Here is a 13,295-nt window from a genome sequence, read left to right as displayed (position 1 = left end):
GATCGTGGGCAAGGCTGCTGACGTGACCGGACGATGAGCAGACCCCTAGACCGGGCAGCGGAACCGTCACAGCCGGGGCGTCGCCGCCGACGGGTGTGCAATACCCCCGATGGGCATCGTCGAACGGCTCCGCAATCTCAACGGAAGGCGGACTTGGTAGTCAGCCCCAGCCGTGACGGATGCATCATTGGACCATCTTTTGGAGACCCGCGCAGCACTTTCGCCATCGTCTAGCTACGGACCGACCTTCGCTCGCCAGGCCACCGGTCCAGGGACTTCATCTTTCAATTGCAGGAAAGGCAACGACCCGGGTGGTCCCGCTCACCACGGACGCTGCCACCGATAGGCCTGCCTGGACCCGCGCCCGGTCCGCCGCGGCGGCGCGTCGAGAGCACCGGGCAAGACGCCGGCCAATACCTGCTCGACGTGCCAGCGGAAGCCCGAGCGTGGGCCCCGCCAGGTGCGCAACCGGACGGGCATCAGCATGATGTCGAGCACTCGGCTGATCTGCCGACGCCTACCGCGATACCTCGTGAAGAAGCGGTACCCGATGCACACGGCGGCCAGCACCACGGCGATCCAGAGAGTTGCCGCCAACAGATAGATCACCTCGATTGCGGCCATAACGACGAGCGTTCCTCGTCGCAGTCGCGTCGAGGTCACGGCGGAGCCTCACCTCGGCCACTAATGGCCTCCGGGGAATTCCGTCGGGCGATGCGCCGCGGCAGCCGGCCCGCCGACGACCACATGCGCTCGACTGTGGGCCCCATGGACCGCCCACCGAGGGAAGCACCCGCATCGACGACCGGACGGTCGCCTATTTGGAAGTCGGGGACCCCCGGCGGGGCCCACCGCACCTTCGAGTCGTGGGCGGCGGACCTAGCGGTGTTGGCCGGCTACTTCGAAGCGCGAATGTTCGCGGTGACCGGGTGGTCCGTGGGTGGGCCGTGGGCACTCGCCGCGGCGGCCTATCTGGAGCCCGCGCGCCTAGTCCATGTCGCCTGCATCGCGGGCGGCAACTATGGAACGTTTGGCCCGAACTGGGCCGCGAAGCACCTGAATGGCGCCGACGCGCTGGGCGGTCGGCTTGCGCTTCACTTCCACGCGGGCTTCCGTCTCATGTACGAAGTTGTTGGCATGAGCGCCAAACACTTCGGGAGGCGCTACGCGGAGGCGATCCAGAAAGCCGTCAGCGCCTCGGATCGAGACGTGCTGGCCGACGAGAGGGTGTTCGACGCATTCTTGGCGGCGAGCCAAGAGTGCTTCCGGCAGGGCGCAGATGGACTGGTGCTCGATGCCACGATGCTCTACGCCGCATGGCCTTTCGACATGACCGTGGTGCAGCGCCCGGTGCACTTCTGGCAAGGCAGCGCGGACACCCTGGTTCCCGAGATCATCAACCGGCGTGTGGCGGACGAGACGCCGGGAGCCGTCTGGCATCCGGTCACCGGTGGTGGCCACTTCATTGCCGTAAGTCACGCCGACGAGATCCTCGCGGCGGCCGCCCAAGATCTCGCGCGAGGATGACATGTCGGCCATCGACTGCCGCGCTGCGGAGCAGTCGGCTTGCCCTTGACTACACGTCGAAGTGGTACTCCACCACGTCGCGATGCAATGCGTACTCCGCGATGAGATGTCGCCCGCCAGCCGGTCTGAACTGACATGAACATGCTCATCATCGCAGGCCACGTCGAAGTGCCAAGCGGCCAGCGCGACGCCTTCGTAACCGGAATGCAAGATCTGATTGCACGTGCACGACGGGCGCCGGGCTGCCTCGACGTAGCCATCACCCCCGACCCCTCGGACCCCTGCCGGGTGTACAACTACGAGCGCTGGGAATCGTGGGACCACGTACAGGCGTGGCGAGCAGTGGCACATGCGCCTGACATCGGGATACCCATGGTTGCGGACGACGTGCAAGCCTACGAGATCGCCGCCGTTCGGCCGCCCTTCGACTGAGGTGTCATGTGAACGCCAGTTTCAGATGGTGCGGCGGTTCCTTGGGCCGTCCTACGCGGTCGACACCAACGGCTCAGTCGGTAGCTAGTCGACGCGCCAACTCTGGGTGTCAGTGGCGGTAAGTATACCTAGGCTGGCTATGCTTCGCCGATGCGAGAATCAGTAACGGTGCACATGGACGCACCGGCGGAGGACATCTGGAATGTGGTTGCCGATGTCCGCAACACCGGCCGGTTCTCCCCAGAGACGTTCGAGGCCGAATGGCTAGACGGAGCAACCGGACCCGCTGTCGGGGCGCGTTTTCGAGGACACGTCAAACGAAACGAAATCGGCCCCGTGTACTGGACGACTTGTCGGGTGACCGCCTGCGAGCCAGGGCGAGAGTTCGGCTTCCAAGTACTGCTCGGCAACAAACCAGTCAACAACTGGCACTACCGATTCAGTCCCACGCCGACTGGCACGGACGTCACGGAGTCGTTCTGGGTCAAGGACTTTGGGATGCCGCATATCCTCCAGTTCTTACTCGGCGAGCTACGTCGCAGGCGAAACATCCGCGACATGACGACAACCTTGGAACGAATCAAAGCGGTCGTCGAGCCGAACTAGCCTGACCGCCGAGACGCGTCCTCACTGAACATTCGGGAAACGTCAACGTGTTACTCGTCGAAGATCCGACCTTCGCCACCCTGCGTCCACCAGCTCGCGTAGCGCCGTCGCAGTGGCCTCGCGGCCCCCCACCGTGCGGCCCAGTTTGACCGGCCGTGGCCCTCGTTCCGTGGCCCGACGCCAATGACCGTACGCGACAGGCAGCAAGCGACCTCTACGCAGAATTCAGCGCGTACCCCTTGCGCACCGGGGAGAGCGAATCAGGCGCTGACGGGCCTACCTACACGTTGAAGCGGAACTCCACTACGTCACCGTGTCGATGAACGTCACCAGTCATGCACGAGCGGACGCGACGTCTAAGGTTGCCTTCATGACGCACGCCGTCGTCAGGCGCCGCTACACGGAGGTGTCCGACGCGTACACACGGATGTTCTGCGCCGTCACTCACGTCCATCCTGACGATCTCCGGTTCCTCGAACGGCACTTCGGACGATGTGCCGGGACGATTCTCGATGCCGGCTGCGGACCTGGCCACCTGACCGGATACTTGACGGATCTCGGGCTCAAGACAATCGGGATCGATCTGGTACCTGCGTTCATCGAAAGCGCCCGCGCGAACTGGCCCGAGGTCGAGTTCTCTGTCGGCTCGATGTGCTCGCTCGACCTGCCGGACGGTTCCCTCGGCGGGATCCTCGCTTGGTACTCCCTGATCCACTGTGAACCCGGCATCGTCGGAGACGTTCTCCGCACATTCCATACGGCGTTGTCCGACAACGGAACTCTCGTGGTCGGCTTCTTCGAAGGCGAGGACGTCGAGCCCTTCGAGCACAAGGTCACAACCGCCTATCGCTGGCCCGTCGACGAGATGTCAGCGACGCTGTCAGCGGCGGGGTTCGTAGTGGTAGATCGCCTACGACGACCAGGTACAGATGAAGTCAGACCGCACGCCGCTCTCGCCCTGCGCGCCCGGTGACGCCGAGACGTTGAACGGGAATTCGCCTAGACGTTGAACCGGAACTCCACCACGTCACCGTCGGCCATCACGTAGTCCTTGCCCTCCATGCGCACCTTGCCCGCCGACTTCGCCGCGGCCATCGACCCGGCGGCCACCAGGTCGTCGAAGGAGACGATCTCGGCCTTGATGAAGCCCTTCTCGAAGTCGGTGTGGATGACCCCGGCGGCCTTGGGTGCGGTGTCCCCGCGATGAATGGTCCAGGCGCGCGACTCCTTGGGCCCTGCAGTGAGATAGGTCTGCAGCGCGAGCGTATGGAAGCCGGCCCGCGCCAGCGCATCCAACCCCTTCTCGGTCTGACCGATCGACTCCAGCAGCTCGGCCGCCGACTCGTCGTCGAGTTCCTGAAGCTCGGCTTCGATCTTCGCGTCGAGGAACACCGCATCGGCGGGCGCGACCAGATCGCGTAGTTCGGCCTTGCGGGCCTCGTCGGTGAGCACCGACTCGTCGGCGTTGAAGACGTACAGGAACGGCTTGGTGGTCATCAGGTTCAACTCGCGCAGCACCGAGACGTCGACACCCGCCGCGAACAGCGTGGTGCCCCCGTCGAGCGTCGCCTGCGCAGCCACCGCCGCCTCGTGAATCGGCTTGCGATCCTTGTTGTTTCGCGCCTCCTTCTCCAGGCGGGGCACGGCCTTCTCCAGCGTCTGCAGATCAGCCAGGATCAGCTCGGTCTCGATGACCTCGATGTCGGACTTGGGGTCGACCTTGCCGTCGACGTGCACGACGTCGTCATCGGCGAACACCCGGACCACCTGGCAGATGGCGTCGCATTCGCGGATATTGGCCAGGAACTTGTTGCCGAGCCCCGCCCCCTCCGACGCCCCCTTCACGATGCCCGCGATGTCCACGAACGTCACCGGTGCGGGCACCGTCTTCTCCGACGAGAAGATCTTGGCCAGCTTGTCGAGCCGCGGATCGGGCAGCGCGACCACGCCCTCGTTCGGCTCGATGGTGGCGAACGGGTAGTTGGCGGCGAGTACGTCATTGCGCGTCAACGCGTTGAAGAGCGTTGACTTGCCGACATTGGGTAATCCGACGATTCCGAGGTTGAGGCCCACGGATTGGATAGTCTAGGCGCCTCGCTCGGGCACGACGGCGCGTGCTGTCACCGCGCTTCGCGCGATTGCCGGTACGGTCGACGTGTGTCAGGACTGCGCGGACGGTCGGCGGTGGCCGCCGACCATCGATCGGCGCTGCCTCGCGTCCCCGGAATCCCCTGGTGGGCGGCCGCGATCGTGGCAGTCGTCGTCACCGCCCTGGGCGTCGCCTACGACGCTGGAAGCGGCAGCGACGCACTCGGTGCGGTGTTCGCAACGTGCTACGTCCTCGGTTGCGTGGCCGCGGTCGTCGCGGTGCGGCAGTCGGGAATCTTCACCGCGGTGATTCAGCCGCCGCTGATTCTGTTCGTGGCCGTGCCGTTCGCGTACTTCGTCATTACCGGCAGCACGTTCACCGGCATCAAGGACACGCTGATCAACTGCGGCTACCCGCTGATCGAGCGGTTCCCGCTGATGTTCTTCACCTCCGCGACGGTGCTGCTGATCGGCATGATCCGGTGGTACCTGGGCGCCGCGGCGCGTCGGGCGACACCGAAGGACACCGACGCGACGCTCGACGCGCCCGAAGAGGTACCCGCAACCGCAACCCCCAAGGAGAGCGGCGCGGGCACCAAGCCGCGCCGCAGCAGCCGCACCGCGACCACACGCGCCGCCGCGACGGCCGCTACCGCGGGGAAGGCGGCAGCCAGCGCCATGGACGACGAGTCGCCACGCGCACCACGTCGGAACCCGCGCCCGCCGGGCTCCGGCGCGCAACGGTCGGCGGGCGCGGCAGCGGGTACGGGTACGGGTACGGGTTCGCGACGCTCGCGGCATTCCCGTCCACCGGAGACCGAACTCGACGAGCCCGCGGGCAGCCGGCCGCGACGGCGCAACACCCCTCCGGTCGATCCACCCGCCGAGCCGCGGCGCCGCCCACGCCCACGCTCGGGCGAACCGCGCGACCGTGACCCCCGCGATCGCGACCGCGACCGCGATCGTGATCGCGAACCTCGGGATCGTCGGCCCTTGCCTCCGCTCGACCGTAGGAATGGCCCGCGCGAGCGACCGCAGGAGCGCTACGACCGGCCGGAACGCGCACCGCGGCGGCCTCGGTCAGCGGACTACGAAGCCTACGATCCCCCGCCGAGCAACCGGACCAACGGCAGCAATGGCACACACCACCCGGTGTCGCGCGTGCGTTACCGCGGGGCAGACGAAGGCGAGTCGCGGACCGAGCACCGCACGACGCCGCGTCGGCCCCGCCACTCGGCGCCCGACTCCTGGGAGTACGACGTCTAGAGCGGCGGCGTCTACGCGTTGCGCTTGGGGCGGATCGCGCGCGGCAGCGTGAACACCAACGTCTCGTTGGCGGTCGTCACGGGCTGCACCGTGCCGTAGCCGTACTCGGCGAGCCGATCCAGCACCCCGCGCACCAGCACCTCGGGCACCGAGGCGCCGGAGGTCACCCCGACGGTCGTCACGCCGTCGAGCCACGTCGGATCGATGTCCTCGGCGTAGTCGACTAGGTGCGAAGCGTTCGCGCCCGCGCCGAGCGCCACCTCCACCAGCCGCACCGAGTTCGACGAGTTGCGCGATCCGACCACGATCACCAGCTCGCACTCCGGCGCCATCGCCTTGACGGCGACCTGCCGGTTCTGGGTGGCGTAGCAGATGTCGTCGCTGGGCGGATCCTGCAACTTGGGGAAGCGCTCCCGTAGCCGCTTGACCGTCTCCATGGTCTCGTCGACGCTCAGCGTGGTCTGCGAGAGCCAGATGACCTTGTCCTCGTCACGCACGACGACCTTGTCGACCGACTCGGGGCCGTCGACCAGCTGGACGTGGTCGGGGGCCTCACCCGCGGTGCCGACGACCTCCTCATGGCCTTCATGGCCGACGAGCAGGATGTCGTAGTCGTCGCGGGCGAAGCGCTTGGCCTCGTTGTGCACCTTGGTCACGAGTGGGCAGGTGGCGTCGATGGTGGTCAGGTTCCGCTCGGCAGCCTCGACGTGCACGGTCGGGGCGACACCGTGGGCGGAGAACACGACGATGGACCCCTCGGGCACCTCGTCGGTCTGCTCGACGAACACGGCGCCCGCCTTGGCCAGCGTCTCCACGACGTAGCGGTTGTGGACGATCTCGTGCCGGACGTAGACGGGAGCCCCGTGTTGCTCGAGGGCCTTCTCCACGGTCTCGACGGCGCGGTCGACGCCGGCGCAGTAGCCACGCGGCTCGGCGAGCAGGACCCGCTTGCCCTCGGTGGGCGCCACGACGGTGCGGGTGGCGCCCGGCATACCCATGTTGATCGTCGGCGGCATGACTCCCAGGGTACGTACCCGAGGCCTTCCGATACCACTTGCGGGACCACCCGAGGCGCGCGCCCGTACTCTGGCACCCATGGCTACCGCACCTTATGGAGTCCGCCTGCTGCTGGGAGCGGCCGTGACCGCGCTCGATGAAACGCGCAGGCTGCCGCAGACCATCATCACCTACCCGATGACCATCGTCAGCCAGGTCGCGCACCTCGTCATGAAGATGCAGCAGGACGTCGCCGACCTGGTCATCAGGGGTGATGAGACGCTGGACCAGCTATTCCCACCGAAGGATGAGCAGCCGGAGTGGGCGATCTTCGACGAGGACGACGCCGACGCCGACGGAGACTCCGATGTCGACGACGATCAGTCACCCCGCAACGGTGAACGCCTGACCGAGGGCAGGTTCGCGCTGTACAGCACCGGCGAGCCCGAGACCCGCGAGGATCGGCCCCCGAGCAAGGTCACAGCGGCGGCCGTACCCGGCGTCGTGGCCGAGCTGGACTACGAGTCGTTGACGCTGGCCCAGTTGCGGGCCCGGTTGCCGTCGCTGAAGGTCGGCGATCTCGAGGCGCTCCTGGCGTTCGAGGAATCCACCAAGTCGCGCGCGCCCTACCAGACGCTGCTGGCCAACAGGATCACCCGCGCGACCGCCAAGTGACCACCCCGCTGTGACCGAACCCGCCCAGGGCAAGTCTCCCGACAATCCGTGGCCGGTCCGCTCCGTCGCGATGATGGTCAAGGACTGGATCGATCGCCTCGGCACGGTGTGGGTCGAGGGGCAGATCGCCCAGATGAACGTCAGGCCCAACTCCTCGACCGCCTACATCACGCTCCGTGATCCGGCCGCGGACATGTCGCTGCAGATCACCTGCCCGCGCGATCTGGTGCACAACGCGCCGGTGAAGCTCGCAGAAGGCACCCAGGTGATCATGCACGGCAGGCCGACCTTCTTCGTCGGTCGCGGGTCCTTCTCGCTGCGGGTGAATCAGATCCGGGCCGTCGGCATCGGCGAACTGCTGGCCCGCATCGATCGGCTGCGCAAGCTGCTCGACGCCGAGGGCCTGTTCGATCCCCGCCTCAAGCGCCCGATCCCGTTCCTGCCCGCCACCGTCGGCCTCATCACGGGGCGCGCCTCGGCCGCCGAACGCGACGTCATGTCCGTCGCCGAAACACGTTGGCCTGCGGTTCGTTTCGCCGTCCGCAACACCATCGTGCAGGGACCCAGCGCGGTCGCGCAGATCGTCGGCGCACTCCGCGAGCTCGACGCAGATCCCGACGTCGACGTCATCGTGCTCGCCCGCGGCGGCGGCAGCGTCGAGGATCTGCTGCCCTTCTCCGACGAGACATTGTGCCGCGAGATCGCCAAGTGCTCGACACCGGTGATCAGCGCGATCGGACACGAACCCGACAACCCGCTCTGCGACCTCGTCGCCGACGTGCGGGCCGCCACCCCGACCGACGCGGCCAAGCGGGTGGTGCCGGACGCCGCGGCGGAGCAGGCGCTGGTGGCGGAGCTGTGCGGCCGCAGCGCCCGAGCTCTCCGCAACTGGGTGCACCGGGAACAGCACACAGTCAGCCAGCTGCGGACCCGTCCCGTGTTGGCGCAACCGCTGGCGGCGCTCGCCGCCCGGGCGGACGAGATTCACCGCGCCAGAGCGACCGCCCGCCGCGACGTCGTCCGGCTCGTGGAGGCCGAGGGCCGTAGCGTCGCGCACCTGTCCGCCCGGCTCGTGACACTGGGACCGGCGGCCACGCTGGCGCGGGGGTACGCCGTGGTCCAGGTCGCGTCGGGCGACCGGGCCGTGCTCAGGTCGACGAACGACGCGCCCGCGGGCACCCGACTCCGGATCCGCGTCACCGACGGCGCCATCACCACGATCAGCGAGGGATCAGATGAAGCCCATTAGTCACATGGGGTACGAAGAATCCCGCGACGAGCTGATCGAGGTGGTGCGCCAACTCGAGCAGGGCGGACTGGACCTCGATGCCTCTCTCAAGCTCTGGGAAAGGGGCGAAGAGCTGGCCAAACGGTGTGAGGAACACCTCGCCGGCGCGCGGGAGAAAGTGGAGAAGGCGCTGGCCGCCCGCGATGACGAAGAAGCTTGAGAACGAACCCACCTGACGCTCGGCAGGTCGAAACTGCAACACGTTTCAGTTATCCTCATCGCATGGGTGATCCAACACTGACAACCGATCTGGGCCGCGTGCTGGTGACCGGCGGTTCCGGTTTCGTCGGCACCAACCTGGTGACTGAGTTGCTCGACCGGGGTCACGCGGTCCGTTCCTTCGACCGGGTGCCGTCTCCGTTGTCCCCACGTGACGGGCTTCAGACGGCCGTCGGGGACATCACCGCTGCCACCGACGTGGCACGCGCCGTCGAGGGCATCGACACCGTCATCCACACCGCTGCCGTCATCGACCTGATGGGCGGCGGTTCCGCACCGGCTCGCGAGCGCAGTTTCGCCGTCAACGTCGGCGGCACCCAGACCCTGGTGCGGGCAGCGCAGGCCGCAGGTGTGAAGCGGTTCGTCTACACCGCGTCCAACAGCGTCGTCATGGGCGGTCAGCGCATCACCGGAGGTGACGAGACACTGCCCTACACGGCGCGATTCGCCGACCTGTACACCGAGACCAAGGTTGCGGCCGAGAAGTTCGTGCTGTCCGAAAACAGCGCCGACGGCACCGGGATGCTCACCTGCAGCATCCGGCCCAGCGGCATCTGGGGCCGCGGCGACCAGACGATGTTCCGCAAGTTGTTCGAGAGCGTGCTCGCCGGACACGTCAAGGTCCTCGTGGGGAGTAAGGACGTCAAACTCGACAACTCCTACGTGCACAACCTCATTCACGGTTTCCTGCTCGCCGGTGAACATCTGGTGCCCGGCGGGTCGGCGCCCGGCCAGGCATACTTCATCAACGACGGCGAGCCGATCAACATGTTCGAGTTCTCGCGACCGGTGATCGAGGCATGCGGACACCGCTGGCCGAGGTTGCGCATCTCGGGACGGTTCGTCCACGTGGTGATGTCGGCCTGGCAGTGGCTGCACTTCCGCTTTGGCCTGCCGCAGCCGCCGCTCGAACCGCTTGCCGTGGAACGGGTTTACCTCGACAACTACTTTTCCACCGCGAAGGCCGAGCGGGACCTCGGGTACCGTCCGCTCTACACCACCGAGGCCGCGATGGCGGACTGTCTGCCGTACTACACGAAGCTGTACGCCGAGATGAAGGCCGTCGCGTCACCCGTGCCCGCACCCGCGTGACACTTTGGCGCAAGCCCTGACAATCCGCCCGCCCTCCGCCTAGCGTGACACCCGCAGGATTCGACGAGAAGGCGGTTAGATGCTGGATTCTTGGCGGGACGGTCCGACGAAGTCGGCGATCGTCGAGTTCGTCGGCCGCGTGACCACACCCGGTCCTGATCACGTCGCGCCGGAGGCCCGGGTCGCGGTTTTCGACAACGACGGCACGCTGTGGTGCGAGAAGCCGATGTACATCCAACTCGACTTTCTCCTGCGCCGCTTCAAGGAGCAGGCCGAGGCGGACGCCTCACTCCGCTCGAGGCAGCCCTACCAGGCCGCCTACACCGGGGACCTGACGTGGCTGGGCGACGCCGTCACCAAGCACTACCAGGGCGACGACGCCGACTTCAAAGTCCTTCTGGGAGCGGTCCTCACCGCACACCACGCGATCACCGTCGAGGAGCACGCGGGCCGGATCGCTGCGTTCTTCGCCGAGGCCGAACATCCGACGCTGGGGCGGCCATACACGTCGTGCGGGTATGCGCCGATGGTCGAGCTGCTGCGGTACCTCGAGGCCAACGGGTTCACGAACTACATCGTCTCCGGTGGCGGCCGTGACTTCATGCGCCCGATCACCGGTCCGATGTACGGCATCGCACCGGAACGCGTGGTCGGCAGTTCGGTGGGGTTGACCTACCGAGACGCCAACGTCTACACCACCGCCGAGCCCGAATTCCTCGACGACGGACCGATCAAGCCCGTGCGACTGTGGAGCCGCATCGGCCGCCGACCGATCTTCGCGGCGGGAAACTCGAACGGCGACATCGAGATGCTGGAGTTCACCGCCGGGCTCCGACTGCTCCTGCTACACGACGACGCAGACCGCGAATTCGCCTACGTCGCCGGGGCGGAGAGGGCACTCGAGCGCGCCGATACGCACGACTGGACGGTCGCCAGCATGCGCGATGACTGGACGACCGTCTTTGAGGGCCGCTAGTGTGCGCTCAGATCGTGAAAACACCCGTAGCGGAACGATATCGCGATCTCATCGCACACTAGGCCCAGAATGAACGCCGACTTCGCCTGGATCCCACCGCAGACCGCACGCCTGGGCTCCGACGTCCACTACACCGAGGAGGCGCCCGTCCGCGCGGTCACCGTCGACGGGTTCTGGCTGCAGACCCGCCAGGTCACCAACGCCGACTTCGCCTCCTTCGTCGAAGCCACCGGCTACCAGACCGTCGCGGAGCGCCCGCCCGATCCGCAGGACTATCCCGACGCACCGCCGGAGAATCTTCAACCCGGATCGATGGTCTTTCACCGGACCCCGGGTCCGGTCGACCTTCGGCACCTGAGCCAATGGTGGACGTGGACACCCGGCGCCTGTTGGAACCGGCCCCGGGGGCCACGGTCGTCGGTGCGCGGTCGCGAGCGGCACCCCGTCGTCCACGTCGCCTACGACGACGCAGCGGCCTACGCGGAATGGGCGGACCTTGCCCTGCCGACGGAAGCGCAGTGGGAGGTCGGAGCCCGCGGTGGCCTCGACGGCACGACCTACACCTGGGGCGACACCCCAGAGGGACCCGGCCAGAAGCGCGCCAACTACTGGCACGGCGAGTTCCCGTATCTACCCGACACCGGCTACGGCACCACCCAGCCGGTGGGCACCTTCGCGCCCAACGATTACGGCCTCTTCGACATGGCAGGCAACGTCTGGGAGTGGACCACCGACTGGTGGACCGATGACAAGGCCATCGAATCATGCTGCGCGGCAGACAGTTACGATCCAGCGCAGCCACAGTTCAGGATCGGCCGCAGAGTCGTCAAGGGCGGCTCGTTCCTGTGCGCGGACAGCTACTGCCTGCGCTACCGCCCCGCCGCCCGGCGTCCGCAGATGGTCGACACCGGGATGAGCCACATCGGCTTCCGCTGCATCCGGGCGTCTGACCCTGGTGAAGACCAACGGTCTAGGCAATGATGCCTGCAACACGTTCTAGTGACGACGAGGGAGTTAGATGACGGACGCCGTACTCGTGACGGGCGCCTTCGGGCTGGTGGGATCGTCGACGGTGAAGCGGCTCGCCGCCGATGGCCGCCGGGTGGTGGCCACCGACCTCGACATTGCGGCGAACCAGAAGGCGGCCCAAAAGCTGCCGGCCGGGGTCGAAGTGCAGTACGCCGACCTGACCGATCCCGCCGCCGTCGACGCACTGATCGCGGGCATCGCGCCCGCGGCCATCATCCACCTCGCCGCGATCATTCCGCCGTTCATCTATACGCGCCGTGCGCTGGCCGAGAAGGTGAACGTCGGCGCGACGGCATCCCTGTTGGCGGCCGCCGAGGCGCTGCCCAGCCCGCCCCGCTTCGTCCTGGCCTCCAGCATCGCGGTCTACGGCGCGCGCAACCCGTACACGCACCCCGACCTGCTGACCGCCGAGACGCCACTGAACCCCGCGGACGTCTACGGCGCCCACAAGGCCGCGGCGGAGAAGCTGGTTCGCGCGTCGTCCCTGGACTGGGTGATCCTGCGACTCGGTGGCGTACTCACCGTCGATCCGGCGGCGTACATGAAGCTGGACAACCTCTACTTCGAGGGACTGCTGCCGACCGACGGCAGGTTGCAGACCGTCGACGTGCGCGACGTCGCGAGGGCGTTCGCCGCGGCCACCACCGCGGACGCGGTCGGCGAGACACTGCTCATCGGTGGCGACGACACCCACCGGCTGATTCAGGGTGACGTCGCCCCGGCCATGGCGGCGGCGATGGGTCTCGTCGGCGGCATGCCCACCGGACTGAAGGGTGACCCGAACAGTGCCGAGGACTGGTTCAACACCGACTGGATGGACACCACCCGTGCGCAGGAAGTGCTCCACCACCAACACCATTCGTGGCCCGAGATGCTGATCGAGACGGCCAACAAGGCGGGCGCCAGGCGCCATCTGCTGCGCGTCGCCGCGCCACTGACCAAGGCGATCTTCACCCGCCGCGCCGCCTACCACGGTCGGACCGCGCCGTACGCCGATCCGTGGGGGGCGATCACCGAGAAGTGGGCCGATCCACGACCAGACGGAGGCACGCCATGAAGACTGAAGACGACCGCGAGTGAGGATCGCAGCGAGGAACGAGC

15 protein-coding genes are annotated in these 13,295 nt (G+C 67.2%); 12 read left to right on the top strand and 3 right to left on the bottom strand.

From position 1 onward, the window contains the following. Window positions 1–321 precede the first annotated feature (321 nt). A complete protein-coding gene (locus QUE68_RS06365; RefSeq protein WP_284225112.1) occupies window positions 322–624 on the bottom strand; it encodes a hypothetical protein in 303 nt (100 codons plus the stop codon). Between the two features lie 288 nt (window positions 625–912). Here QUE68_RS06365 and QUE68_RS06360 point away from each other — a divergent pair, with 288 nt between their 5' ends. The 4 genes from QUE68_RS06360 (at window position 913) to QUE68_RS06345 (ending at window position 3,538) form a co-directional block, all read left to right on the top strand. Then, window positions 913–1,527 carry an alpha/beta fold hydrolase gene (locus tag QUE68_RS06360; RefSeq protein ID WP_286275312.1) on the top strand — a complete coding sequence of 205 codons (615 nt, stop codon included), beginning with the start codon at window positions 913–915 and terminating at the stop codon, window positions 1,525–1,527. Between the two features lie 141 nt (window positions 1,528–1,668). Continuing rightward, the gene (locus QUE68_RS06355; protein ID WP_286275311.1) at window positions 1,669–1,959 is read left to right on the top strand and encodes a putative quinol monooxygenase; all 291 of its coding nucleotides are present in this window, start codon (window positions 1,669–1,671) and stop codon (window positions 1,957–1,959) included. A gap of 150 nt (window positions 1,960–2,109) precedes the next feature. After that, window positions 2,110–2,565, top strand: a complete 456-nt coding sequence (locus QUE68_RS06350; protein WP_286275310.1) for an SRPBCC family protein — start codon at window positions 2,110–2,112, stop codon at window positions 2,563–2,565. A 370-nt stretch (window positions 2,566–2,935) separates the two neighbouring features. Continuing rightward, window positions 2,936–3,538, top strand: coding sequence for a class I SAM-dependent DNA methyltransferase (locus QUE68_RS06345; protein WP_286275308.1), 603 nt, complete (start codon window positions 2,936–2,938; stop codon window positions 3,536–3,538). A 26-nt stretch (window positions 3,539–3,564) separates the two neighbouring features. Here the strand turns inward: QUE68_RS06345 and ychF are convergent, their stop codons facing one another. Continuing rightward, complete coding sequence (gene ychF / locus QUE68_RS06340; protein ID WP_284225108.1) at window positions 3,565–4,638, bottom strand: redox-regulated ATPase YchF; 1,074 nt, start codon at window positions 4,636–4,638, stop codon at window positions 3,565–3,567. A gap of 84 nt (window positions 4,639–4,722) precedes the next feature. Between ychF and QUE68_RS06335 the strand changes: the two genes are divergently transcribed. Continuing rightward, complete coding sequence (locus QUE68_RS06335; protein ID WP_284233189.1) at window positions 4,723–5,919, top strand: DUF6542 domain-containing protein; 1,197 nt, start codon at window positions 4,723–4,725, stop codon at window positions 5,917–5,919. 11 nt (window positions 5,920–5,930) lie between these two features. Here QUE68_RS06335 and QUE68_RS06330 read toward each other — a convergent pair whose 3' ends face one another. Then, the gene (locus QUE68_RS06330) at window positions 5,931–6,935 is read right to left on the bottom strand and encodes a 4-hydroxy-3-methylbut-2-enyl diphosphate reductase (RefSeq protein ID WP_284233187.1); all 1,005 of its coding nucleotides are present in this window, start codon (window positions 6,933–6,935) and stop codon (window positions 5,931–5,933) included. A gap of 79 nt (window positions 6,936–7,014) precedes the next feature. Here QUE68_RS06330 and QUE68_RS06325 point away from each other — a divergent pair, with 79 nt between their 5' ends. The 7 genes from QUE68_RS06325 to QUE68_RS06295 all read left to right on the top strand — a co-directional run bounded on the left by QUE68_RS06325 (window position 7,015) and on the right by QUE68_RS06295 (window position 13,251). Beyond that, window positions 7,015–7,590 carry a lipid droplet-associated protein gene (locus QUE68_RS06325; RefSeq protein ID WP_284233186.1) on the top strand — a complete coding sequence of 192 codons (576 nt, stop codon included), beginning with the start codon at window positions 7,015–7,017 and terminating at the stop codon, window positions 7,588–7,590. Between the two features lie 10 nt (window positions 7,591–7,600). Then, window positions 7,601–8,839, top strand: coding sequence for an exodeoxyribonuclease VII large subunit (gene xseA, locus QUE68_RS06320; protein WP_284233184.1), 1,239 nt, complete (start codon window positions 7,601–7,603; stop codon window positions 8,837–8,839). Beyond that, window positions 8,826–9,038 (top strand): exodeoxyribonuclease VII small subunit, encoded by a 213-nt coding sequence (locus QUE68_RS06315; RefSeq protein ID WP_284225103.1) that lies wholly within the window; start codon window positions 8,826–8,828, stop codon window positions 9,036–9,038. The genes xseA and QUE68_RS06315 overlap by 14 nt, the downstream gene beginning before the upstream one ends. 62 nt (window positions 9,039–9,100) lie before the next feature. Then, window positions 9,101–10,189 (top strand): 3-beta-hydroxysteroid dehydrogenase, encoded by a 1,089-nt coding sequence (locus QUE68_RS06310; protein WP_284233182.1) that lies wholly within the window; start codon window positions 9,101–9,103, stop codon window positions 10,187–10,189. A 79-nt stretch (window positions 10,190–10,268) separates the two neighbouring features. Continuing rightward, the gene (locus tag QUE68_RS06305; protein ID WP_284233180.1) at window positions 10,269–11,165 is read left to right on the top strand and encodes an HAD family hydrolase; all 897 of its coding nucleotides are present in this window, start codon (window positions 10,269–10,271) and stop codon (window positions 11,163–11,165) included. A 69-nt stretch (window positions 11,166–11,234) separates the two neighbouring features. After that, window positions 11,235–12,146, top strand: coding sequence for a formylglycine-generating enzyme family protein (locus QUE68_RS06300; protein ID WP_284233178.1), 912 nt, complete (start codon window positions 11,235–11,237; stop codon window positions 12,144–12,146). A gap of 37 nt (window positions 12,147–12,183) precedes the next feature. Next, window positions 12,184–13,251 (top strand): NAD-dependent epimerase/dehydratase family protein, encoded by a 1,068-nt coding sequence (locus tag QUE68_RS06295; protein ID WP_284233176.1) that lies wholly within the window; start codon window positions 12,184–12,186, stop codon window positions 13,249–13,251. The last annotated feature ends 44 nt before the right edge of the window (window positions 13,252–13,295 follow it).

This window comes from Mycolicibacterium sp. TUM20985 (assembly GCF_030295745.1).
In the GTDB taxonomy this organism is placed as follows: domain Bacteria; phylum Actinomycetota; class Actinomycetes; order Mycobacteriales; family Mycobacteriaceae; genus Mycobacterium.
The sequence above is the reverse complement of the archived record's forward strand: the minus strand, read 5'-3'. Positions and strand labels throughout refer to the sequence as shown.

Bases quoted from the DNA above. Each gene is read 5' to 3' on its own strand.
- QUE68_RS06365 (WP_284225112.1), bottom strand. From the start codon at position 624: ATGGCCGCAATCGAGGTGATCTATCTGTTGGCGGCAACTCTCTGGATC.
- QUE68_RS06360 (WP_286275312.1), top strand. From the start codon at position 913: ATGTTCGCGGTGACCGGGTGGTCCGTGGGTGGGCCGTGGGCACTCGCC.
- QUE68_RS06355 (WP_286275311.1), top strand. From the start codon at position 1,669: ATGCTCATCATCGCAGGCCACGTCGAAGTGCCAAGCGGCCAGCGCGAC.
- QUE68_RS06350 (WP_286275310.1), top strand. From the start codon at position 2,110: ATGCGAGAATCAGTAACGGTGCACATGGACGCACCGGCGGAGGACATC.
- QUE68_RS06345 (WP_286275308.1), top strand. From the start codon at position 2,936: ATGACGCACGCCGTCGTCAGGCGCCGCTACACGGAGGTGTCCGACGCG.
- QUE68_RS06330 (WP_284233187.1), bottom strand. From the start codon at position 6,935: ATGCCGCCGACGATCAACATGGGTATGCCGGGCGCCACCCGCACCGTC.
- QUE68_RS06325 (WP_284233186.1), top strand. From the start codon at position 7,015: ATGGCTACCGCACCTTATGGAGTCCGCCTGCTGCTGGGAGCGGCCGTG.
- QUE68_RS06315 (WP_284225103.1), top strand. From the start codon at position 8,826: ATGAAGCCCATTAGTCACATGGGGTACGAAGAATCCCGCGACGAGCTG.
- QUE68_RS06310 (WP_284233182.1), top strand. From the start codon at position 9,101: ATGGGTGATCCAACACTGACAACCGATCTGGGCCGCGTGCTGGTGACC.
- QUE68_RS06305 (WP_284233180.1), top strand. From the start codon at position 10,269: ATGCTGGATTCTTGGCGGGACGGTCCGACGAAGTCGGCGATCGTCGAG.
- QUE68_RS06300 (WP_284233178.1), top strand. From the start codon at position 11,235: ATGAACGCCGACTTCGCCTGGATCCCACCGCAGACCGCACGCCTGGGC.
- QUE68_RS06295 (WP_284233176.1), top strand. From the start codon at position 12,184: ATGACGGACGCCGTACTCGTGACGGGCGCCTTCGGGCTGGTGGGATCG.